The organism is Streptomyces sp. NPDC008317 (genome assembly GCF_042955955.1).
Taxonomy (GTDB): Bacteria; Actinomycetota; Actinomycetes; order Streptomycetales; family Streptomycetaceae; genus Actinacidiphila.
Window position 1 is genome coordinate 500,340 of the sequence record NZ_JBIBFQ010000004.1, and the last position, 23,042, is coordinate 523,381.

Genomic DNA, 23,042 nt, shown 5'->3' on the forward strand with positions numbered 1-23,042 from the left:
GCGGGCCGCCGTCCGTACCCGCGGGTCCCGCACACTGGTCCCATGCGCATCGAGACGGCCACCGCGCCCGGCACCCCCGACCGTCCGAACGAGGACTTCGTCTCCGTGGCCCTGCCCGCTTCCGGGCAGGGCGGCGCCGTGGTCCTGCTGGACGGGGTGACGCCGCCGCCGGACAACGGAGATTGCGTGCACTCGGTGCCGTGGTTCACCGCCCGGCTCGGCGGCGCGCTGCTCGAACTGTCCGTTTCCCGGCCGGAGATGACGCTTCCCGACGCTCTGTCCGCCGCGATCGGCAGGACGGCCGCGGCACACCGTGACACCTGTGATCTTTCTCACCCGCTCACCCCGCAGGCCACGGTGGTCGCCGTCCGCTGGGACGAGGAGTACGTCGAGCACCTGGTGCTGTCGGACTCGGCGCTGCTGCTGGAGTCGCCGGACGGCGAGGTGACCGCGGTGCTGGACGACCGGATCGACCGGCTGCGCGCCGCGGGTGTACGGGTCGGGCCGCTGCGCAATCTGGAGGGCGGTTTCTTCACCGCCGCCGCCGATCCCGCGGTCGTCTCGCGGGCCGTCACCGGCCGCACCCCGCGCTCCCGGGTCCGCGCGCTGGCCGCGCTCACCGACGGCGCCGCCCGTACCGTCGAGGTCTTCGGCGACGACGCCTGGTCCGATGTCCTCACCCTGCTCCGCAAGGCGGGCCCCGAAGCCCTGATCGCCCGCGTGCGCGCCCGCGAGGCCGCCGAGGAGTCCCCCGGCGGAAAGCGCCACGACGACGCGACAGCGGTCCTGGTGGAGCTGTAGCCGCGCGGGGCGCGCGCTACTCCTCGTTGTTCAGGCGCTGGAGCAGGCGGGCCAGCTCCGCGACGTCCGTGCGGTCCCAGGCCATGAGCTGGCGCAGGTAGCGCTCGCGGCGGGCGGTGCGGACGCGCGAGAAGCGCTCGCGGCCCTCGGCGGTCAGGCGCATCAGGAAGGCGCGGCCGTCGGCGGGGTCGGGCTCGCGGGTGACCAGGCCCAGTTCCTCCATGGCCCGCAACTGGCGGCTCATGGTGGCCTTTCCGACCCCGAAGTACGCCGCGAGTTCGGTGGCGCGCTCGGGTTCCGTCTCCTCCAGCCGGACCAGCAGGCCGTACGCGGCGGGTTCCAGTTCCGGGTGGACGGCGCGGGCGAGGTCGCCCGAGGTGGCGCGGGCGCGCCGGAACAGCACGGTCAGTTCGCGCTCCAGCGCGTCCATGTCGCTGTCGTCGGATCCGGCCGCTTCCGCCGCCTGTCTCGCCTCGTTCACACCGTTCCCGCTTTCAACGCCTGAAAGTTTCCTTCACTCACGGTTGTTTCCGCAGCACGTCAAGTATTTCGCAGGAGTAGACCATCGGCGGTTTCCTGACCCCCTTTCACGCCCGGAGTCGCGCCTCTACCTTCAAATCTGTCATGGCCACTGCAAGGCCATGCCGAGTCCCCACCATGGAGGCACGAATGTCCCACGGAGATCTCTCCGTCGTGCACGGCCCCGGCTCGGTCCGGAAGAGGCTCGGCCTGCTGGCCGGTCTGTTCGTCACCATGCTCGCGATGGTGTTCGTCCTGCCCGGCTCCGCCAGCGCGGCGAGCGGCACGGGGCACCTCACGCACCCCGAACTCGACTGGATGGGCTCCACCATCAAGGCGCACGAGGGCTCCAGCGCCTCCTCGTCGTCGTCCGCCGGGACCGTCACCCCGATGGCGACGCAGACGCTCGGCATGGACGTCTCCGGCTACCAGGGGAACGTCAACTGGGCCACCGCGTGGGCGAACGGCGGCAAGTTCGCCTACGTCAAGGCGACCGAGAGCACGTCGTACACCAACCCGTACTTCACGCAGCAGTACAACGGGTCGTACAACGTGGGCATGATCCGCGGCTCGTACCACTTCGCCACCCCCGACACCTCCGGCGGCGCCGCGCAGGCCGACTACTTCATCGCCCACGGCGGCGGCTGGTCCGGCGACGGCAAGACGCTGCCGGGCGCGCTGGACATCGAGTACAACCCCTACGGCGCGACCTGCTACGGCCTGAGCCAGGCCAGCATGGTGAGCTGGATCCACGCCTTCGCCAACCAGTACCACGCGCGTGAGGGTGTCTACCCGGTCATCTACACCACCTTCGACTGGTGGAACACCTGCACCGGGAACAACAGCGGCTTCGCCACCACCAGCCCGATCTGGATCGCGAAGTACACCAGCACGGTCGGCACCCTGCCCGCGGGCTACGGCTTCTACACCTTCTGGCAGTACGGCGACGCCGGCACCTTCCCCGGTGACCAGGACCGCTTCAACGGAGACCTGTCCCGTCTCCAGGCCCTCGCCCTGGGCTAGTCACCTCGCGGCGGCTCCCGCACGCACGAGTTCCCCGCACCCTCGTCCCAAGGGTGCGGGGAACTCGCGTGTTCAGGGCCGGACCACGGCCTTCACGGCCGGACCACGGTCTTCGACCGGACCGCGGCCTTCGACCGGACCCGCGGCCGGAGGCCGTCAGGCGGCCAGCGGCACCTCCGCCTCGGCGGCCTCGGCGGAGGCCGACTCCAGCGCCAGCGCCAGGACTTGGCGGACGTCGCTGACCGGGTGGACGTCGAGGGCCGACAGGATCTCGGCCGGGACGTCGTCCAGGTCCGCCTCGTTCCGCTTCGGGATGACGATGGTCGTGATCCCGGCGCGGTGCGCGGCGAGCAGCTTCTGCTTGACGCCGCCGATCGGCAGCACCCGTCCGGTCAGGGACACCTCGCCGGTCATGGCGACGTCGGTACGGACCCGGCGCCCGCTGAGCAGCGACGCCAGCGCGGTGGTCATGGTGACACCGGCGCTCGGCCCGTCCTTCGGCACCGCGCCCGCGGGCACGTGCAGGTGGACGCCGCGCTCCTTGAGGTCGCCGACCGGCAGTTCCAGCTCCGCGCCGTGCGACCGCAGGAAGGACAGCGCGATCTGCGCCGACTCCTTCATGACGTCGCCCAGTTGGCCGGTGAGCTGGAGTCCCGATCCGCCGGTCTCCGGGTCGGCCAGCGACGCCTCGATGTAGAGGACGTCACCGCCCGCGCCGGTCACCGCGAGCCCGGTGGCCACGCCCGGCACCGCCGTGCGCCGCTCCTCCGGGTCCTGCGCGGACTCCGGTACGTGGTGCGGCCGTCCGATCAGCGCCCGCAGGTCGTCGGGGCCGACGGTGAACGGCAGTTCCTGGTCGCCCAGTTCGTGCCGCGCGGCGATCTTGCGCAATATCCGGGCGACGGTGCGCTCCAGATTGCGGACGCCCGCCTCGCGGGTGTACTCGCCCGCCAGCCTGCGCAGCGTCTCCTCCTCCAGCGCCACCTCGTCCTCGGCCAGGCCCGCCCGCTCCAACTGGCGCGGGAGCAGGTGGTCTCGGGCGATGACGACCTTCTCGTCCTCGGTGTAGCCGTCGAGCCTGACCAGCTCCATCCGGTCGAGCAGCGGCTCGGGGATGGTCTCCAGGACGTTGGCGGTGGCCAGGAACACCACGTCGGACAGGTCGAGTTCGACCTCCAGGTAGTGGTCCCTGAACGTGTGGTTCTGCGCCGGGTCGAGGACTTCGAGCAGCGCCGCCGCCGGGTCGCCCCGGTAGTCGGAGCCGACCTTGTCGATCTCGTCGAGCAGCACCACCGGGTTCATCGACCCGGCCTCCTTGATGGCCCGCACGATCCGGCCGGGCAGCGCGCCGACGTACGTACGGCGGTGGCCGCGGATCTCCGCCTCGTCGCGGACGCCGCCCAGCGAAACCCGGACGAAGGTACGGCCCATGGCGCGCGCGACGGATTCGCCGAGCGAGGTCTTGCCGACTCCGGGCGGCCCGACCAGGGCCAGCACCGCGCCGCCCGCCCGCCGCCCGCCGCCGCTCTTGCCGGAAGCGCCGTCCGCCTGGCCGCCGACGACACCGAGGCCGCGGTCCGCGCGCCGCTTGCGCACCGCCAGGTACTCGGTGATGCGTTCCTTGACGTCGTCCAGGCCCGAGTGGTCGGCGTCCAGTACCGCGCGGGCGCCCGGGACGTCGTAGGTGTCCTCGGTCGTGGTGTTCCACGGCAGTTCCAGGACGGTGTCCAGCCAGGTGCGGATCCAGGAGCCCTCGGGGGAGGCGTCCGAGGAGCGCTCCAGCTTCTCGACCTCCTTCAGGGCGGCCTCGCGGACCTTCTCCGGCAGTTCGGCGGCCTCGACGCGGGCGCGGTAGTCCTCGCTCTCGTTCTCCGGGTCGCCGTTCAGCTCCGCCAGTTCCTTGCGGACCGCTTCGAGCTGCTGGCGCAGCAGGAACTCGCGCTGCTGCTTCTCCATGCCCTCCTGCACGTCCTTGCGCAGGCTCTCGGCCACGTCCTGCTCGGCGAGGTGGTCGCGCAGCCACTGGACGGCCAGCTTGAGCCGGGCCATCGGGTCGAGGGTCTCCAGCAGCTCCACGCGCTGCTCGGTGGTGAGGTAAGGGGAGTAGCCGGAATTGTCGGCGAGCTGGGACAGGTCGTCGATCTGCTGGACCCGGTCCACCACCTGCCAGGCGCCGCGCTTGCGCAGCCAGCTCGTGGCCAGCGCCTTGTACTCCTTCATCAGCTCGGCGACCGTGCCGGGCGACTCCGCGGGCGCCGGTTCCTCCACCGGCGTGCCCTCCACCCACAAAGCGGCGCCGGGCCCGGTCGTACCGGCCCCGATCCGCACGCGTGAGCGGCCCCTGATCACGGCGCCGGGGTCGCCGTCGGACAGCCGGCCGACCTGCTCGACGGTGCCGAGCACCCCGATCCCCGCGTAGGTCCCGTCCACGCGGGGAACGAGCAGCACCTTCGGCTTGTTGTCGCCGCTGTCACCGGCGAGGCCGCCGGATCCGGCGGCGGCGTGCGCGGCTTCCACCGCGGCCCGCGCCTCCGTGTCCGACAGGTCGACCGGCACGACCATGCCGGGCAGGACGACCTCGTCGGACAGGGGCAGCACGGGCAGAGTGAGCGTTGTGGGCGTCGAAGCCATGATCTCCCCTTCGGCAATCAAGTTGAGCTATGTCGACTCAATGCGTGGGGCACTTCGAATGTTCCCCGGGGTGCGTTCGCTCTCAGCGATCCCCGGCCTCGGCGGTCCTGACCTGCGCGATCCAACTCCCGGCGATCCCCGCTCCCGGCGGTCCCCCGCAGCTCCCCCGGTCAGCTCCTGGCGCGCAGGAAGGCCGAGGTGGAGACCCGGCCCAGCATCTCGAACCGGGACTCCCCGGTCTCCAGGTACTTGTCCGCCGCCTCCTGGACACCGGTCCATGCGGCGTCCCCGTAGTCGTCGAGCACCACGATGCCGCCGGGCGCCGCGATCTTCTCTGCCCACTCCAGGTCGGCCATGACGCCCTCGGCCGAGTGGTCGCCGTCGACGATGATCACGCCGTACTTCCGGTCGGAGACCGCGGCCCGGGTGTCCGGGTCGCCGGAGAAGCCCTGCTCGATCCTGGCCCGCTCCCCTGCCTTGCCGCCGAGCGCCAGATTCGCGCGCACCACGTCCATCCGCACCGGCGTGCCGGTGGGCTCGCCGACCGGCCGGGCGCCCGGCTGGAGCTGCGTCCCGGCCAGCGGGTCGACGATGGTCAGCCGCGCCTCGACACCGGCCCGGTGCAGCATCCGCATCAGCGCGGCGGAGAACAGGCCGTGCAGCGTGCCGATCTCCAGCACGTCCTCGTTGGGCGGGTCGAGCAGCGGGACCGTGGCCAGCTTCCCGCAGATGTTGTAGGTGGAACCGGCCAGGCGGCCGACGGCCAGGGCTTCGAGCGCGATCACATTGCGGAAGGCGATCGTCACATTGCGCCGCGCGTCGGCCTCGTCGCGGCCCGAGACGGCGACCATCTCCCGCACCAGGGTGTCGATCCGGTCCGGGGTGGGCAGCCGGGGACCGCTGCGCCCGGTCTTGTCGAAGAGCAGACCGATCGCGAACTGCTGGTCGCCCAGCTCCGCGACCTTCTTGCGCATCGAGTCGAGATCGGCGACCCGGGACCTGCGGTCGCTCTCGATCTCCTTGCGGAGCTTGGAGGCGGAGCTCTGCACGCGACGGTCGACCAGTGCGGCAGCGGGGGCGAGCACCCGCCTGGTCAGTCGATTCTTCAGTAGGGAGGACATGCGCGGAATTTACGCCGCCGGTTCGCCGCCCAGGTCATGCCCCGATGCAGAGGAAATGAAGTTCTCACGACCGAGCAGTTAACGCCCGATGGAAAGGTGGCCGACATAAGGTCATGACCTCGTGCGGCATACGCCAAACTGGCCGTATGACCCTCCAACACCCATCCTCCTACAGCGGAACCCGCGCCTTCGACCACACCGCTCCCGTGGTGCTCGACCGGCAGGAAGGCCCGTACGGGGAGGTGGTGCTGCGACGGCACGGCGACCTGCTCCAGATCATCGCGAACGGGTGTTTCCTCATGGACACCTCCGACGGGCGGTCCGAACGCCTTCTTGTCGACGCGGCACTGGAATACCTGGACGAAGAACCGGCGGACAGCGCGGACCGGCCCGGCCGCTCGGTGCTCATCGGCGGTCTCGGCGTCGGCTTCTCCCTCGCGCGCGCCGCCGCGCGGCCGGGCTGGTCCCGGATCACCGTCGTCGAACGCGAGTCCGCGGTCGTCGGCTGGCACCGCGACGGGCGGCTCGCGCCGTTCTCCGCGGGCGCGCTGGACGACCCGCGGGTGACGGTGGTCGAGCGGGACCTGGTGGCGTACGTGGCGGAGCCCGGCGAGCGGTACGACGCGCTCTGCCTGGACATCGACAACGGCCCGGACTGGACGGTCACCGACGACAACGGCGGTCTGTACGGCCCCGCGGGCCTCGCGGCCTGCCGGAACCGGCTGACGGCCGGCGGCGTCCTTGCCGTGTGGTCGGCGAGCCCGTCGGCCGGTTTCGAGGACGCGCTGCGGGCCGCGGGCTTCTCCGGAGTACGCACTCTGGAGGTGGAAGTGACGCGTGGGGTTCCGGATGTCGTGCACCTGGCGATCAACGCCGCGTAGTCAGGGCGCCCACCTGCCCCGTAGGCTCCCCCGTAACCAGGACGACCTTGTGGGGCGGAATTGGACAGCGCGCAGACGACGGGCACGCAGCGCCGGGTGCTGGTGGTCGAGGACGACCAGACCATCACGGAGGCCATCGCGGCCAGGCTGCAGGCCGAGGGATTCCAGGTGCGGACGGCGGGGGACGGTCCCTCCGCGGTGGAGTCCGCGCACACCTGGCAGCCCGACCTGCTGGTTCTCGATGTCATGCTGCCCGGCTACGACGGCCTCGAGGTCTGCCGCCGGGTGCAGGCCGACCGGCCGGTGCCGGTGCTGATGCTCACCGCGCGCGACGACGAGACGGACATGCTGGTCGGGCTCGGCGTCGGCGCCGACGACTACATGACCAAGCCGTTCTCGATGCGCGAGCTGGCCGCCCGCGTGCACGTCCTGCTGCGCCGGGTCGAGCGGGCCTCGATCGCCGCGCACGACCCGCGCGGCGCCAGCATGCAGCTCGGCGACCTGGAGATCGACCACGCGCAGCGCCGGGTCCGGGTCAGGGGCGCCGACGTGCACCTGACCCCGACCGAGTTCGAGCTGCTGGTCTGCCTGGCGCAGCAGCCGCGCGCGGTGCTCTCCCGCGAGCAGTTGCTCGCCGAGGTGTGGGACTGGGCCGACGCGTCGGGCACCAGGACCGTCGACAGCCACGTCAAGGCGCTGCGCCGCAAGATCGGCGCCGAGCGCATCCGTACCGTGCACGGCGTCGGGTACGCGCTGGAGACCCCGGCGCCATGACCCGGTGGTGGCGCCGGCTGTGGCGGCGCGTGTGGGACGCGCTGCGGCCCTGGGACCCGTACCGCTCCATCAAGGCCGCGCTCCAGCTCCTGGTGATCATCTCGGTGCTGATCACCACCCTGCTGGTGATCGTCGCCATCCACTCGGCGACCGAGCTGCGGGTCATCACGATCTTCTCGATCATCGCCTCGCTGCTGCTGACCCAGATCGTCGCCAACGGCCTGACCGCGCCGCTGCGCGAGATGACGGCCGTCGCCAAGGCGATGGCGGGCGGCGACTACAGCCGCCGGGTGGCGCGGGTGCGCAGGGACGAGGTCGGCGAGCTGGCCGAGACCTTCAACCAGATGGCGGCCGACCTGGCCGCCGTCGACCGGCACCGCAAGGAACTCGTGGCGAATGTCTCGCACGAACTGCGCACCCCCATCGCCGCGCTGCGGGCCGTGCTGGAGAACGTGGTGGACGGGGTGTCGGCCGCCGACCCCGAGACGATGCGGCTGGCGCTCCAGCAGACCGAACGGCTCGGCAAGCTGGTCACCCAGCTGCTGGACCTCTCGCGGCTGGACAGCGGCGCGGTCCGGCTGGAGGCCAAGCGCTTCGAGGTGTGGCCGTACCTGTCGGCGGTGCTGCGCACCGCGAGCCTGGGGATGGAGGGCTCCTCCGCGACCGGCTCCCGCTCCCGGCCGCGCGCCGACGTCCACCTGCACCTGGACGTGTCACCCCCGGAACTGACGGCCTACGCCGACGGCGAGCGGCTGCACCAGGTGGTGGCCAACCTGGTCGACAACGCGGTCAAGCACAGCCCGCCGGGCGGCCGGGTGACGGTACGGGCCAGGCGCGGCGGCGCACCCGGCAGCCTCGACCTGGACGTGCGCGACGAGGGGCCCGGCATCCCCGAGGCCGACCGCACCCGCGTCTTCGACCGCTTCCACCGCGGCGCGCATCCGGGCGGCGACGGCGGGACGGGGCTCGGTCTGGCCATCGCGCGCTGGGCGGTGGACCTGCACGGCGGGCGGATAGAAGTGGCCGAATCCCCTCGCGGCTGCCGCATCCACGTCACCCTTCCGGGTGTCTCCACGGCGCAACCTTGACCTAAAGTTGGGGCGAGCCGCTCCCGGCCGCCCCCCAGCCGCCCTCCGCCGCACCGACGCCGTGCGAGCGCGGCTGATCGAACGACCCCCAAGAGGGATCAATTTCCCGCCAGGAACAGCACTGAAACCAGTCTTCGGGTGTGACATGCGCGACGTAAGGGCCCCGGGCCTGCATCGACCCCTCCAGTAGGCGTAGCCTTTATTTCCGCTGTCCACCATCTTGTGAAGCGGAAGAGGGCGGTTGCCGCCGTGTCGTCACAGTCCCCCAATAGCTCTAGTGTCTCGACCGACCACGAAGCGCAGGGCGAAGGCCCCGCAGCGGGCTTCGGCCCCAATGAGTGGCTGGTCGACGAGATCTACCAGCAGTACCTCCAGGATCGGGACTCGGTAGACCGAGCCTGGTGGGACTTCTTCGCCGACTACAAGCCGGACGGCTCCGCCGATTCGGCGGCCGCCCCCGGCCAGGGCGGCGCCTCCGGCGCCGCCGCTCGCGCGACGTCCCCCGACGAGGGCAGCGCCGTAGGCGCCGCGCAGCCGGTCCCCGCGGGCGCGACGGACGCCCCGGCGCCCGCCGCCCCTCCCGCTCCCGCGCAGCCGGTCGCCAACGGCACCCCCGTGGCCTCCCCCGCCGCGCCTGCCGCCCCCGCGGCGGCCCCCGCGCCCGTCCCGGCGCCCGCGGCCCAGGCACCGGCGGCTCCGGCCGCTCCCGCGCCCGCGCCCGCCCCGAAGCAGGCGGCGCCCCGGCAGGCCGCCCCCGCGCCGGAGCCCCAGGGCACCGAGTACGTGACGCTGCGCGGCCCGGCCGCCGCGGTCGCCAAGAACATGAACGCCTCGCTGGAGCTGCCGACCGCCACCTCGGTCCGCGCCATCCCGGTGAAGCTGCTGTTCGACAACCGCATCGTCATCAACAACCACCTCAAGCGCGCCCGCGGCGGCAAGGTCTCCTTCACGCACCTGATCGGGTACGCGATGGTGCAGGCGCTCAAGGCGATGCCGGCGATGAACCACTCCTTCGCGGAGAAGGACGGCAAGCCGACGCTGGTCAAGCCCGACCACGTCAACCTGGGTCTGGCCATCGACCTGGTGAAGCCCAACGGCGACCGCCAGCTCGTCGTCGCGGCCATCAAGAAGGCCGAGACGCTGAACTTCTTCGAGTTCTGGCAGGCCTACGAGGACATCGTCCGCCGCGCCCGCAACGGCAAGCTGACGATGGACGACTTCACCGGCGTCACCGCCTCGCTGACCAACCCCGGCGGCCTGGGCACCGTGCACTCCGTGCCGCGGCTGATGCCCGGCCAGAGCATGATCCTCGGCGTCGGCTCGATGGACTACCCGGCCGAGTTCCAGGGCACCTCGCAGGACACCCTGAACAAGCTGGGCATCTCCAAGGTCATGACGCTGACCAGCACGTACGACCACCGGGTGATCCAGGGCGCCGCCTCCGGCGAGTTCCTGCGGATCATGAACCAGCTCCTGCTCGGCGAGAACGACTTCTTCGACGACATCTTCGCCGCGCTGCGCATCCCGTACGAGCCGGTCCGCTGGCGCACCGACATCGACACCGCGCACGACGACGACGTCACCAAGGCCGCGCGGGTCTTCGAGCTGATCCACTCCTACCGGGTCCGCGGCCACGTCATGGCCGACACCGACCCGCTGGAGTACCGCCAGCGCAAGCACCCCGACCTGGACGTGCTGGAGCACGGACTGACCCTGTGGGACCTGGAGCGCGAGTTCGCGGTCGGTGGCTTCGCGGGGAAGTCGCTGATGAAGCTGCGCGACATCCTCGGAGTGCTGCGCGACTCGTACTGCCGCACCGTCGGCGTCGAGTTCATGCACATCCAGGACCCCAAGCAGCGCAAGTGGATCCAGGACCGGATCGAACGCCCGCACGCCAAGCCCGAGCGCGAGGAGCAGCTCCGCATCCTGCGCAGGCTCAACGCGGCCGAGGCGTTCGAGACCTTCCTCCAGACGAAGTACGTCGGCCAGAAGCGCTTCTCGCTGGAGGGCGGCGAGTCCGTCATCCCGCTGCTCGACGCGGTCATCGACGCGGCGGCCGAGTCGCGGCTGGACGAGGCCGTGATCGGCATGGCCCACCGCGGGCGGCTCAATGTGCTGGCGAACATCGTCGGCAAGTCGTACGCGCAGATCTTCCGCGAGTTCGAGGGCAACCTCGACCCGAAGTCGATGCACGGCTCCGGCGACGTGAAGTACCACCTGGGCGCCGAGGGCACCTTCACCGGTCTCGACGGCGAGCAGATCACCGTCTCGCTGGCCGCGAACCCCTCGCACCTGGAGACGGTCGACCCGGTCATCGAGGGCATCGCCCGCGCCAAGCAGGACATCATCAACAAGGCGGGCACCGACTTCACGGTGCTGCCGATCGCGCTGCACGGCGACGCGGCCTTCGCGGGCCAGGGCGTCGTCGCGGAGACACTCAACATGTCGCAACTGCGCGGCTACCGCACCGGCGGCACCGTGCACGTGGTGATCAACAACCAGGTCGGCTTCACCGCCGCCCCGGAGTCCGCGCGCTCGTCGATGTACTGCACTGACGTGGCCCGGATGATCGAGGCGCCGATCTTCCACGTCAACGGCGACGACCCGGAGGCCGTGGTCCGCGTGGCGCGGCTGGCCTTCGAGTTCCGGCAGGCGTTCAACAAGGACGTCGTGATCGACCTGATCTGCTACCGCCGCCGCGGGCACAACGAGTCGGACAACCCGGCGTTCACCCAGCCGCTGATGTACGACCTGATCGACAAGAAGCGCTCGGTGCGCAAGCTCTACACCGAGTCGCTGATCGGCCGCGGCGACATCACCCTGGAAGAGGCGGAGCAGGCGCTCCAGGACTACCAGGGGCAGTTGGAGAAGGTCTTCACCGAGGTCCGCGAGGCGGCGTCCGCGCCGCCCGCGAGCCACGAGACGCCCGTGCAGCCGGAGTTCCCGGTCGCGATGCCCACGGCGGTCTCCGCCGAGGTCGTCAAGCGGATCGCCGAGTCGCAGGTCAACATCCCCGAGCACGTCACCGTCCACCCGCGGCTGCTGCCGCAGCTCCAGCGCCGCGCGGCGATGGTCGAGGACGGCACGATCGACTGGGGCATGGGCGAGACGCTGGCGATCGGTTCGCTGCTCCTGGAGGGCACGCCGGTCCGGCTCGCGGGCCAGGACTCGCGGCGCGGCACCTTCGGCCAGCGGCACGCGGTGCTGATCGACCGGGAGACCGGCGAGGACTTCACCCCGCTGCTGTACCTGTCCGAGGACCAGGCCCGTTACAACGTCTACGACTCGCTGCTCAGCGAGTACGCGGCGATGGGCTTCGAGTACGGCTACTCGCTGGCCAGGCCCGAGGCGCTGGTGCTGTGGGAGGCGCAGTTCGGCGACTTCGTCAACGGCGCCCAGACCGTGGTGGACGAGTACATCACCGCGGCCGAGCAGAAGTGGGGCCAGACGTCCGGCGTCACCCTGCTGCTGCCGCACGGCTACGAGGGCCAGGGCCCGGACCACTCCTCGGCCCGGATCGAGCGCTTCCTCCAGCTCTGCGCGCAGAACAACATGACGGTCGCCACCCCGACCACCCCGGCCAACTACTTCCACCTGCTGCGCTGGCAGGTGCACAACCCGCACCACAAGCCGCTGATCGTCTTCACCCCGAAGTCGATGCTCCGGCTGAAGGCGGCGGCGTCGAAGGCCGAGGACTTCACCACCGGGCAGTTCCAGCCGGTGATGGGCGACACCTCGGTGCAGCCCGAGGCGGTCCGCAAGGTCGTCTTCTGCTCCGGCAAGGTCTACTACGACCTGATCGCCGAGCGGGAGCGGCGCGGGGCGACCGACGTGGCCTTCATCCGCATCGAGCGGCTGTACCCGCTGCCGGGTGTGGAGATCCAGGCGGCCATCGCGCCGTACACCAAGGCGCAGAAGTTCGTGTGGGCGCAGGACGAGCCCGCGAACCAGGGCGCGTGGCCGTTCATCGCGCTCAATCTGATCGACCACCTGGACCTGCTGCTCGGCGCGGCCCCGGACAACGCGGACCGGCTCCGCCGGGTGTCCCGCCCGGCGTCGTCCTCGCCCGCGGTGGGCTCCGCCAAGCGGCACCAGGAGCAGCAGCAGCAGTTGATCGAAGAGGTCTTCTCGATCTGACCTCCCGCCCGTCGCGAACGGCCGCCGGCCCCGCACCCTCTCAAGGGGTACGGGGCCGGCGGCCGTTCGCGCGGGGCGCGTGCCAGGCGCCGCCAGCCAGACGAGACTTTCCGGACACGTCCTAGGAGCTGATGGGCTCGAAGTCCCAGTAGGGGCGGGTGCGGGAGCGGGCGGTCACCGTGTGCGGGTGCTGCGGGCCGAGGGTGGCCGAGAGCGCGGCCAGCGCCTCCTCCTCGATCTTGTCGGCCTCCTGCCGCTTGCGCATGTTGCGCAGGTCGGTGGCGAGCGCGATCCGGCAGGACAGCGTCAGCGGGTGGTCCTTGCCGAGCCGGGCGGTGGCCCGCTCGGCGGTGGCGCGGGAGAGTTCGGCCGCGCTCTCCGGGTCGCCCGCGAAGTTGCGGGCGCCGCTGGCGTTGAGCGCGCAGCCCAGGGTCCACGGGTGGTCGTCGCCGACCGCGCGGGACATGCCGGTCAGCGCGTCCTCGATCTCGATCTGCGACTGCTGCCGCTCTCCGGCCGCCCGCAGCAGCAGGCCGTGGTTGGCGAGCGCGCCGGCGACGAACGCGTGCCGGGCGTTGAACTGCCAGCGGTAGTGCCGCAGTACGAACTCCGACAGCTCCCTGGCCCGGTCGAGGTCGCCGTGCTCCCGCTCGAAACTGGAGTACGTGACCGCGACCCGCAGCGACAGCGGGTCGGTGCTGCCCAGCACCCGCTCGCAGCGCTCCAGCAGCCGGCCCATCAGATGGGCGGCACGCGGCCGGTCGCCCGCCCGGTAGTAGCACTGCGCCAGATTGTGCTCGGCGCGCAGCGTCTGGGGGTTGTCGGCGCCCAGCACGGTGCGGTGGGTCTCGGCGTTGCGCTCCTGCACCGAGGTGGCCTGGTCGTAGCGGCCGAGCAGCCGCAGGTCGTACGCGTAGGAGTTCTCCGAGGAGAGCGTGACGATGTTGCGGGCGCGCAGCAGTTCGCGGCGCGCCTCCAGGATCTCGCCGTCGAGGTCGAGGGCTTCCTGGTAGCGGCCGAGCAGCCGGTAGGTGACGGCCAGGTTGTTCTTGGCGAGCAGGGTGCGGGGGTCCTGCTCCCCGACGAGTCGGGCGTAGCCGCGCTCGACGAACCGGGCCGTCTCCAGGCCCTCGTCGTAGCGGCCGAGGTTGCGCAGGTCCGCGGCGAGACCGTTGGCGGCGCGCAGGGTCAGCAGGTCCTGTTCGCCGCGGTCGGCGCGCAGGGTCTCGAAGGCGTCGCGGTCCAGGGCCTCGGTGGCGACGTAGTCGCCCATGGCGCGCATCATGTTGGCCCGGTTGTTCACCAGGTCCCACAGCCGCGGGTGACCGGGCTCCAGCAGCTCGGGCCAGTGCTTGGCCGTGGCCTCGGCGAGCCGCAGTCCGGCCCGGTACTCGCCCGACAGGTGCAGGTAGCGCAGGCAGTTGACGATCATGAGCTGGATGTCGGGGTTGGTGCTGCGCAGCGCGCCGGACGCCTCCAGGTGCGGGACGATCTCGGCGTAGCGCGGCCACAGCCGGGTGTCGGTGGGGCGGCCGGGGTCGGCGGCGGCCAGGATCTTGCGGACCACCTGGGAGTACAGGTTCTGCTCGGCGGCGGGCATGTCGGCCCGCACCGCCTGGTAGACCAGCCGGTGCATCTGGACGACCTCGGCGCTGCCTGCGGCCTCGTCGTCCTCGGCCTCCGGCGGGTCGGACTGCACGACGGCCCACTGGGCGAGCTTGCTGATCGCCGAGTTCCACAGCAGCGGGTCTTCCATCAGCCCGGTGAGCTGTTCCGGCAGGTCGCGCACGGGCAGGTCACGCAGCAGCCGGACCGGGATCGGCCCCGGCGCGAAGAAGACGCACAGCCGCAGCAGGTCGACGGCCTCCGGCTTGTCCTCGCGGAGCCGGTTGAGCAGTATCGAGAAGGCGGTGTAGTACGTCATCTGGAAGTCGGCGGCGACCTTGAGGCCGGGTTCGACGTCCGCGCCGTGCCGCAGCAGCTCGATGTAGTCGTCCACCGGCATGGACGAGTCGTTGAGCGCGCCCGCGTTCTGGTCCAGGGCCAGCGCGAGGTCGCCGAGGGCGTCGGCCAGCTTGTCGGCGTCGGCGTCGTCCAGCCGCGGCGCGCGCCGCCGTACGAAGGCGACGCTCTCCGCCCTGCTGTAGACGGGCACTTCGATCAGGGCGCTGTTGTGCTCGGCCCACTCGCGGTTCTGCGAGGTGATCAGTACGTGGCCGGGCCCGGTGGGCACCAGGTCGTGGATGTCCTCGGGCTGGTCGGCGCCGTCGAGGACCACCAGCCAGCGGAAGTAGGGCTCGCCCCGGCGCAGCGCGTCGCGTACCGCGCGCAGCCGTTCGCCGTACTCGCGGCCGGTGACCAGGCCGAGCGCGGGCGCCAGGCCCGCCAGCTTCTCGCGCAGGGTGCCGCGCTCGCTGGCGCGCACCCACCACACGACGTCGTACTCCGGGCCGAAGCGGTAGACGTACTCGGTCGCGATGTGGGTCTTGCCGACCCCGGACAGGCCGTGCAGGGTGGCGACGCCCGCGCCGGGCTCGGCCTGGGTGAAGTGGTTGTGCAGGTCGCCGAGGAGCTCCTCGCGACCGGTGAAGCGGGTGTTGCGGCGCGGGACACCGCCCCAGACGTCGGGCTGTTCCAGCGGGAAGCGCGGGCCGCCGGAGCCGCCGAGGGTGTCGCTGGAGGAGGCGCGGGAGGGGGTGATGCCGAGCCTGCCGAGCAGTCGCCGCTCGGCCTCGGCCGCGCCCAGGCCCCACAGGTCGGCGGCGCCGAGGGAGGCGACGGCGGTGGGCAGCGCGGCCGGGGTGACGGAGACCGCGGCGAAGCGCTCGCTGTGGTCGGGGACGACCGCGCGCAGCGCCACGTTCCACTCCTCGTGGGTGCGCGGGCCGAGCCGGAAGTACCACTCGCTGAGCACGATCAGCACGCGGCCCTCGGACAGCAGCAGGTCACGTAACATCCGCTCGATGGAGTCCGTGGGGTCGGCGTCCCAGCGTTGCAGCGCCACCTGCTGGCCGTGCCGTTCGAGTCTGCTCGCGATCCACGCCGCCCAGGCCCTGTTGTAGCCCGCGTAACTGATCGTGACGATTCCCGGCCCCCGTGCTGCTGAGGCGGCGTTACGCCCTCCGGCCATGCGTGCGACTCCCTCGTGATACGCGCGTAGTGCTCTGGCGGGTCAGTGGATCGACAGTGAGCCAGGTGCGCCCGACGGCACAGGTGACTTTCGCCAGAAACTACACTGCTTTACTCCCCCGTTGACGTACGGTCATGCCGTTTCGCGCGCCCAAAGACGCCCGTTCAGACCCGCTTTCGCCGCCAGATGACCCGGGCCGTCTCGACGTACGCCGTGGCGCGCGCCAGGTGGCCTTCCGGCGGCGTGTGCCGTCCCAGCCGAGTGTGGTACGCCGCCATGGAGTTGACCAGGGTGCGGCCCTGCGGGGTCAGCCGGTTGGAGCCGAGCAGCTGCGGCAGGACGGCCTCGACCTGGAGGCGGCAGCGGCAGTGCGCGGCCCACGCGGCGTCGCGCTGTGCGGGGTCCGCGGCGGCCAGCGCGACGCCGAGGTGGAAGTCGGCGAGCGCGAGGTGGGCGTACGCGCCCTGGAAGACGCCGTCGAAGGGGCGCGGGTCCTGCCGCCAGGGGGCCCAGTAGCGGGCGGTGTCGTCCGCGGTGTGCAGCGCGGTGACGCCGGCCAGGGCGAGGAGCTTGGTGTGCTGCAACTCGTGGACGAGCGCGGCGGCCATCTTCAGGCCGCCCATCGGCGTACTGCTGAGCAGCGCACCGAAGGCGTCGCCCAGGGTGGCGCTGTACTGGGCGGACGCGGCGCCGTCCAGCGGCACGAAGCAGTCGAGCAGCGCGGCCACTTCGCGGGCCCGGGTGCCGTCGCCGAGCCGCAGCCAGGGCTGGGCCTCGCGCCAGGCGGTACGCCATCTGGCCCGGTCCTCGTCGGCGAGCCGGTCGGCGGCGGACAGCCCGTACGGGTTGGCGCGGCGGCCCTCCGCGCGATACGGGTCGGCGTCGTCGATCAGCACCGGGTGACCGTCGGGGCGGTCCTCCTGCGGCCACAGCGCCTGGATCGGGCGCCAGCCGGGGGCGGCGGAGCGCCACACGCCGTCGGTTCCCCTGCGCACCTCGACCGCGTGGCGGGTGCGCTCCTCGGGGCGCAGCCAGAGCCGGTTGCCGTCGCCGTCCACCCGCATCCGGGGCGCGGCGGCGCCGGGCTTGCGCGGGGGGCCCGCGGCCGGCAGCCGGTAGCCGCCGAGCGTCGGCAGCGTCAACAGGCCGTCGCGTACCGGTACGTCGGCGCTGAAGCGCAGGCCCGCGCGGGCGGCGGCGGACGCGGCGAGCGCGCCCAGGTGCGGCAGCGCCTCCGCGGCCCGCGGCGCCTGGCCCGCCACGGTGAGCGCCCGCAGGCTGCGCTCGGCCCACGCGCCGGTCAGCGGGTAATGCACGACGCGCCGGGCGGCGGCCGGGTCCGCGCGCTCGGCCCGCTCCAGCAGCCGCCAGTCGCCCAGCACGCGCTCGGCGGTCCCCTCGGGCAGCGACCCGGCGGGCGCGGTCCGCACGGCGTCGAGCAGCGCGCGCAGCACCAGCAGCCGCCGCCCGCGCTGGTGGCTGACCAGCAGCTCCAGCGAGTCCGGCCCGCTGCCGGTGCTGCCGAGCACCGGCAGCACCGCGTCGAGCACGGGCGCAGCGGCGGTGGTCACGGCGTCTCCCGCCGTACGCGGGACGCGGCGGGCGCCGGGGCCGCCGCCTCGGCGAGGCGGCGCGCGATGTGCCGGATGAGCAGCGCCATGTCGGCGCAGTAGACCGAGGGGTTGCGGAAGCCGGAGCCCTCCCGGTAGCGGTGGACGTAGTGGCCGCCGCCGCAGACGGTGACCAGCGGGCAGGCGCGGCAGGTGGCGGCGAGGGCGGCGAGTCCGGCCTGGCGGGCGGCGACGCCGGGGTGGGCGAGCGCGTCGTCGAAGCTGTTGCGGAAGACGTCGAGCCCGGTGGCGGCGGCCCCCTCGTACGCGGACTTGAGCGAGTCGACCTGCTCGATGCTGCCGTCGGTCTCGATCACGACGGCGGTGAAGGGCTGGAGCCCGAGCCGTTCTACGGGCGACCGGAGGCCGAGCAGCAGCGCCACGCACTCCTCGAACAGCCGAATCCTGGTCTCCCGGCGCTCCGCGCCCCACCAGCGGTCGAAGACGGCGGAGAGCCAACTCCCGTACGGCGCGGGGTCGTCGGCGGACGCGGGCAGTCCCGGCGGCGGCGCGGTCCAGTTGCCGTGCGGCAGCAGCAGGTCCATCCGCGGCGGCCGGAAGGCCAGCAGCGACTCGTACACCTCGACCGGGTCGTGGGCGAGGTCGACGACGCACAGCAGTCCGCCGTACGCCTCGGGCGCGGTCTCGGCGAGCAGCCGCACCCCGGCGGAGGCGGCGGCCCAGGACGGGCGGCCGGCGTGGTCGACGCGCGCGGCGTTGTGGGCGGGCAGGCCGCCGTCGAGGCTGACGCCGACGCGTATACGCGCGTCACGCAGGACGCGCAGCCGGTCGGCGGTGAGCAGGGTGCCGTTGGTCTGCACACTGGCGTGCACGGCGCAGTCGGCGGGGACGGTGCGGCGGATCAGGTCGACGTCGGCGGCGAGCGCGTCGGCGCCGTTGAGCAGCGGTTCGCCGCCGTGCAGCACCACGGCGACATCGCGCAGGCGGTGGGTCGCGGCGTGTTCCGCGATGCGTTCTGCGGTGCGCCGGGTCACCGCGTCGGGGGCGGCGCGGGGGCGGTCCCGCCAGCCGTGGTCGGGGCCCGCGTAGAGGTAGCAGTAGGTGCAGGCCAGATTGCAGCGGCTGTGCGTCTTGAGGATGAACTGCCGCAGGGGGAAGGCCCCTTCGGCCGCCGTACTGCCGGTCCGCGGCCTGTCGTCGGCCGGATGACGCACCACATCACCTCCCCCGTGTACCTCAGGCCGCCCCGTCGGCCCCAGCGGTTGTTCCCGCTGGGCGGCCGGAAGTAAACACCCGGGCAAGGAATTGGCCGTATTCGCCCTGGAGCACGGCCAAAAGCGGCGTTCCGTCAGGAGTTCACGCGATACGGGGGTACGTGGGCGGTGGTCGCGCGCGCCGGTGCCCGGTGCGCCGGGCGGCGTCAGCCGGTGGCCTCCGGCGCGCTGGGGTCGCTCTCGAAGCCCCACAGCGCCTCGCCGCCGGGACCGGCCGCGCGCGCCCGCAGATCGCTCACCAGGGCGGACAGCACCGGGTGTTCGACGGTGCGCAGCGATTCCAGGTCGAGGCCGAGCAGGTCGATGTCGGCGTCCGCCGGAATCCGGTAGGCGGGGGCGTGCTCGGGCGACGCCGCCTCGGGAAGGTCCCGGTCGGAAGGTGCCCGCTCGGGGACCGCCCGCTCGGGGGCTGGCCGTTCGGGGACCGCGCGCTCGGGGGCTGGCCGCTCGGCGACCGCTCTTTCGTCAACAGCCCTTTCGTGAACGGCGCGTTCGGGTAACGCCTCGTCGTGGTGAGCGGGTTCGTCCGGGGGCCGCTCGGCCCCGCCGTACGCTCGGTCGTCCATCGTCGGCCTCAGCTCTCGTCCCGTGGTGGCTCGTGGGGGGATGCAGTTGTCGCGGCCCGGATTCGCGCGGGGTCCTGGCCGGTCGGTCCGAGGCGGCCGGACCGGGGCCGGTCGCCCCGGGCTCAGTTCGTCCGTGTCAGCGCCGCCAGCCGTTCGGCGGTCCGCTGCCGTGCCTCCTCGTCCGCGGCGCCGTCCCCTCCGTCGTCCGGCAGCCGCCGCCATTCGGCCTGCGCGGCCCGGTAGGCGTCGGCAGCGGCCCGCGGGCGCCGGGCGAATTCGTAGACCACACCACGCCAATGATGCGCCAGCGCCGACAGCCGCACCATGGGGCCGGGTTCCGCCGACCGGTCGGCCGCCGTGCCCGCGGCCTCCGCGGCGCGGCGGTAGGCGTCGGCCGCCTGGTCGAGGCGCTCACCGCGCTGGGTGTGCGCGTAGCCCAGCCGGTGCGACTCTCCCAACTCGTACCAGATCCGCGCCACTTGCGCCGGGTCCACGGCGGGCTGCACGGCCAGGCCCAGGACGTGCTCGGCCTCGCGCAGGTCCACCAGGTCCTGTTCCGCCCGGTAGCGCAGCACCAGGGCCCGGCCGAGCATCAGCAGCCTGCCGGACAGCCGCGGATCGCTCTCCGGGGTCTCCATCCGGCAGTCCCGCAGGACCTGCACGGCCCGGTTGACGAAGAGTTCGCCGCCGGGGAGCGCGGAGCGGCCGAGCAGCGCGTCGCCCCATTCGGCGACGATCTCGCTGTACTCGGGGCGGTCGCGCGGGGTCAGACGGCACGCCTCGGCGAACCGCCCCGCCGCCGCCTCCAGTTCACCGGCCGGGCCGCCCTCGGTGTGCCGGGCGACCCGGATCCGGCCCGCACGCAGCAGGATCGAGGCCCGCGCCAGCCGGTCGCGGGTCTCGCCGAGCGCCCGGTCGACCAGCCGCTGCGCCTCCGGCAGCCGTCCGCCGACCAGCAGATGGGCGTCGACCAGCGACAGCAGCGCGGCGGTCCGCGCTTCGAGGGCCGCCTCCTCGCGCTCCAGCGCGTCCAGTCCCGCCGCGAAGTACTCGGCGGCCTGGAGCGCGTAGACCTGCTCCCGCTCCCGCTCCCCCGCCGTGCCCGCCAGCCGCAGCAGGGCGCGGCCGTGGGCGAGCGACAGCGCACTGGGGCGGCCGTCGGACAGCGGCCAGGAGTCCGCGAACGCCTCCAGCATCCCCACGGTCTCCTGGAGCAGCCCGGCGTCGCCGCTGAGCTGCCACTGGTCCTCCAGCACCCTGACCCGCTCCAGGGTGGCGCCGAGCACGTCCTGCGGGTCGAGTCCCGGGGCGGCGCAGACCGCGCTGAACTCCCGGTCCGCGCGCCGCAGAAGCTCCAACGCGCCCCGCGTGTCCCCGTTCGCCGCCCGCTCGTCCGCGGCGGCCTGGAACACGCGGGCGCGCACCGCGCGGGCCGGTACCGAGCCCGGGTGCGCCGCGGCCGTCGCCGCCGCGTCCTGGGCCTCGCGCAGCAGCGCGGCCCCGCCGCGCAGCCGCCACAGCGTGATGAGATTCTGCGCCAGCTCGCTCCACAGGTCGGGGTCCGAGCCGCGCACCCGCTCCTCGTCCGCCGCGCGGCGCAGCAACTGCACCGCGTCCAGCAGATTCTGGACCATGCCCTCCTCGGTGAAGCGCGCGACCAACTGCCGGGCCCGCTGCACCGCGGACGACGGCTGTCCCGTACCGGCTCCCACGGCCAGCCGGTCGTGGCCGGTGTTCCCCGGCAGCGGCATGAAGCGCTCCAGCACCCGGGCGGCGACCTCCGCGAAGGGCTGCGGGGACTCGGCGACGACGGTCGACGCCTGCTCGGCGAGCGCGGTGGCGCGGGCCGCGGTGGCGACGGCGGCGTCCGCGAGCCGGTCCCCCGGCCCCTCGGTGAGCTGCGTGATGGCCAGCGCGGGGAAGTTGGGGCCGCTCTTGCCGAAACGCTGCTCGACGTACTCCGAGCAGTGCTTGAGCACCAGCAGCGCCTCGTCCCTGCCGAGCGGGCCGAGCAGCACGTCCCGTACGCCGTCGGCGAATTCGTACCAGCGGTGGTCGCGCGCGTCGTCGCCCGATATGCGCTTGAGCAGGCCGCTGAGCAGCACCTCCGACAGTTCGGCGGGCCCCGAGTCGGGCAGCATCGTGCGCTGGACGAGCTGCATGACGGGCAGGAAGAGCGGGGCGGCGGCGAGGTAGACGGCGAGCTGGGCGGCGGCGGGCGAGGCGGCCGAGCGGAACCGGCCGACCAGGGCGACCGGCGGCACCGGGGACTGCCGTACGGGCGCCGGGGTCGCGGGCTGGTCGGAGCGCACCCAGCCGACGGCGGCGGGCACGCGGGCCGCGCCAGTGCCCGCCAGCAGCCGCGCCCACGCGCCCAACGCCTCGGCGGTGGGCGGCAGTACGGGCACAGGCAGCGCGTCGCCCGCGGGTGCGGCCGGCACGTAGTGGGAGGAGCCGCCGGTGCCCGAGGAGAAGCGCGGCGGCGAGGCGGGCAGCAGCCCTTCGCCGCGGTGCAGCACGCCGTACGAGACGGGCAGCCGGGTCCGGGCCCACAACCGGGCCGGGAGCGGCTGGAGTACGGCGACCGGGCCGTGTCTGGCCAGCCGGTGCAGCAGCCGGTGCGCCTGCCCCGACCGCCACAGCGGCCCCGCGCAGTCGCTGACCAGCAGGGTCACCCGGCGGCCCGTGGGGTCGCTCAACTGCTCGGCGGAGCGCATCCCGACCGCCTCGGGGTCGAAGCGTCCGCTGACCGCGGGGTCGCCGTCCGGGGTGGCGTGCAGATAGCGGACCTGCACCTCGTGGAAGGCGCCGAGCCGTTCGAAGACCTGGCTCAGCTCGCGGAGCATCCGCTCCCAGACGTACATCGAGGACGAGGCGTCCATGAGCAGTTGCATCGAGGCGTCGCCGCGCAGCACCGGCCGGAAGACCGGCAGCAGCAGTCCGGCGGCGCGCGCGCTGTTCTCCGCGGTGGCCGACTCGTCGAGCACTTCGCGCAACGGCCGCGCGGGGCTGCGGTAGCGCTGCAACGGCCGCAGCGCCGACTGGAGTTCGAGCAGCCGGGGCAGCGTCGCCGCCTCGGGCACGGCGACCGACAGCGCGGCGGCGGCCGGTCCCGTACGCGCCCGGCCGGGGGCGCTGACGCCCGGATAGAGCTGGACGAGGCGGTCGTCGTCCGGGTCGGTGAGGCTGCGCGGCAGTACGGTGCCGCCGGGCGGGGTGGGGTCGGTGACGCCGGACAGTCCCGGGTGGTGCGCGCCGCTGCCCGTACCGGCGCCGCCGGGGTCGCGGGCCTCCCCCGCGGCGCTCGCGGGGGAGGTCGGGCGGGACCAGCGGGCCAGCCACAGCGCGTCGGCCAACTCGGTGGGTCCCGGGTCGAGTCCGGCCTCGGTCAGGGCGCCGACGACGGACGCGAGCGGATCGGGCCGCTCGGTGGCGGTGTCGGTGTCGGTGTCTGCGGAGGGTGGTGTCCTCGGGTCGGGCGTCCTCGGGTCGGGGGCCTGCGGGTCGGGTCTCCGGGTGGCCATGG

General features: G+C 73.0%; 14 protein-coding genes. 6 read left to right on the forward strand and 8 right to left on the reverse strand.

The genetic code is table 11. The annotated features are described in order from the left end of the window. Positions 1-42: 42 nt before the first annotated feature. The gene (locus ACFY9V_RS15520; RefSeq protein ID WP_391161587.1) at positions 43-801 is read left to right on the forward strand and encodes a hypothetical protein; all 759 of its coding nucleotides are present in this window, start codon (positions 43-45) and stop codon (positions 799-801) included. A gap of 16 nt (positions 802-817) precedes the next feature. On the opposite strand, the gene ACFY9V_RS15525 is transcribed toward ACFY9V_RS15520, so the two are convergent. Further along, on the reverse strand, positions 818-1,231 hold the full coding sequence (locus tag ACFY9V_RS15525) for a MarR family transcriptional regulator (RefSeq protein WP_355344462.1): 414 nt from the start codon (positions 1,229-1,231) through the stop codon (positions 818-820). A gap of 239 nt (positions 1,232-1,470) precedes the next feature. Between ACFY9V_RS15525 and ACFY9V_RS15530 the strand changes: the two genes are divergently transcribed. Continuing rightward, positions 1,471-2,343 carry a lysozyme gene (locus ACFY9V_RS15530; protein ID WP_355344437.1) on the forward strand — a complete coding sequence of 291 codons (873 nt, stop codon included), beginning with the start codon at positions 1,471-1,473 and terminating at the stop codon, positions 2,341-2,343. 156 nt (positions 2,344-2,499) lie between these two features. Here the strand turns inward: ACFY9V_RS15530 and lon are convergent, their stop codons facing one another. Together lon and ACFY9V_RS15540 are read right to left on the reverse strand one after the other, a co-directional pair. Further along, a complete protein-coding gene (gene lon, locus ACFY9V_RS15535; protein WP_355344440.1) occupies positions 2,500-4,974 on the reverse strand; it encodes an endopeptidase La in 2,475 nt (824 codons plus the stop codon). Between the two features lie 170 nt (positions 4,975-5,144). Continuing rightward, positions 5,145-6,095 (reverse strand): class I SAM-dependent methyltransferase, encoded by a 951-nt coding sequence (locus tag ACFY9V_RS15540; protein ID WP_391161588.1) that lies wholly within the window; start codon positions 6,093-6,095, stop codon positions 5,145-5,147. A 146-nt stretch (positions 6,096-6,241) separates the two neighbouring features. Between ACFY9V_RS15540 and ACFY9V_RS15545 the strand changes: the two genes are divergently transcribed. The 4 genes from ACFY9V_RS15545 (at position 6,242) to ACFY9V_RS15560 (ending at position 12,975) form a co-directional block, all read left to right on the forward strand. Beyond that, positions 6,242-6,976: a spermidine synthase gene (locus ACFY9V_RS15545; protein ID WP_355344446.1), complete on the forward strand. Its 735-nt coding sequence runs from the start codon at positions 6,242-6,244 to the stop codon at positions 6,974-6,976. A gap of 60 nt (positions 6,977-7,036) precedes the next feature. Further along, positions 7,037-7,750 carry a response regulator transcription factor gene (locus ACFY9V_RS15550; RefSeq protein ID WP_188281597.1) on the forward strand — a complete coding sequence of 238 codons (714 nt, stop codon included), beginning with the start codon at positions 7,037-7,039 and terminating at the stop codon, positions 7,748-7,750. Beyond that, complete coding sequence (locus ACFY9V_RS15555) at positions 7,747-8,838, forward strand: ATP-binding protein (protein WP_355344450.1); 1,092 nt, start codon at positions 7,747-7,749, stop codon at positions 8,836-8,838. The genes ACFY9V_RS15550 and ACFY9V_RS15555 overlap by 4 nt, the downstream gene beginning before the upstream one ends. Before the next feature lie 249 nt (positions 8,839-9,087). Next, positions 9,088-12,975 carry a multifunctional oxoglutarate decarboxylase/oxoglutarate dehydrogenase thiamine pyrophosphate-binding subunit/dihydrolipoyllysine-residue succinyltransferase subunit gene (locus ACFY9V_RS15560; RefSeq protein ID WP_391161589.1) on the forward strand — a complete coding sequence of 1,296 codons (3,888 nt, stop codon included), beginning with the start codon at positions 9,088-9,090 and terminating at the stop codon, positions 12,973-12,975. A gap of 121 nt (positions 12,976-13,096) precedes the next feature. Here ACFY9V_RS15560 and fxsT read toward each other — a convergent pair whose 3' ends face one another. From fxsT to ACFY9V_RS15585, 5 genes are all read right to left on the reverse strand, one after another. Next, complete coding sequence (fxsT, locus tag ACFY9V_RS15565; protein WP_391161590.1) at positions 13,097-16,105, reverse strand: FxSxx-COOH system tetratricopeptide repeat protein; 3,009 nt, start codon at positions 16,103-16,105, stop codon at positions 13,097-13,099. Positions 16,106-16,269: 164 nt separating this feature from the next. Then, on the reverse strand, positions 16,270-17,676 hold the full coding sequence (locus ACFY9V_RS15570; RefSeq protein WP_355347235.1) for an aKG-HExxH-type peptide beta-hydroxylase: 1,407 nt from the start codon (positions 17,674-17,676) through the stop codon (positions 16,270-16,272). After that, positions 17,673-18,890, reverse strand: coding sequence for an FxsB family cyclophane-forming radical SAM/SPASM peptide maturase (locus tag ACFY9V_RS15575; protein WP_391044813.1), 1,218 nt, complete (start codon positions 18,888-18,890; stop codon positions 17,673-17,675). Before ACFY9V_RS15575 ends, ACFY9V_RS15570 begins: the two co-directional genes overlap by 4 nt. Positions 18,891-19,096: 206 nt before the next feature. After that, positions 19,097-19,516, reverse strand: a complete 420-nt coding sequence (gene fxsA, locus ACFY9V_RS15580) for an FxSxx-COOH cyclophane-containing RiPP peptide (protein ID WP_391161592.1) — start codon at positions 19,514-19,516, stop codon at positions 19,097-19,099. Positions 19,517-19,638: 122 nt separating this feature from the next. Beyond that, positions 19,639-23,040 carry an SAV_2336 N-terminal domain-related protein gene (locus ACFY9V_RS15585; protein WP_391161593.1) on the reverse strand — a complete coding sequence of 1,134 codons (3,402 nt, stop codon included), beginning with the start codon at positions 23,038-23,040 and terminating at the stop codon, positions 19,639-19,641. Positions 23,041-23,042: the final 2 nt, after the last annotated feature.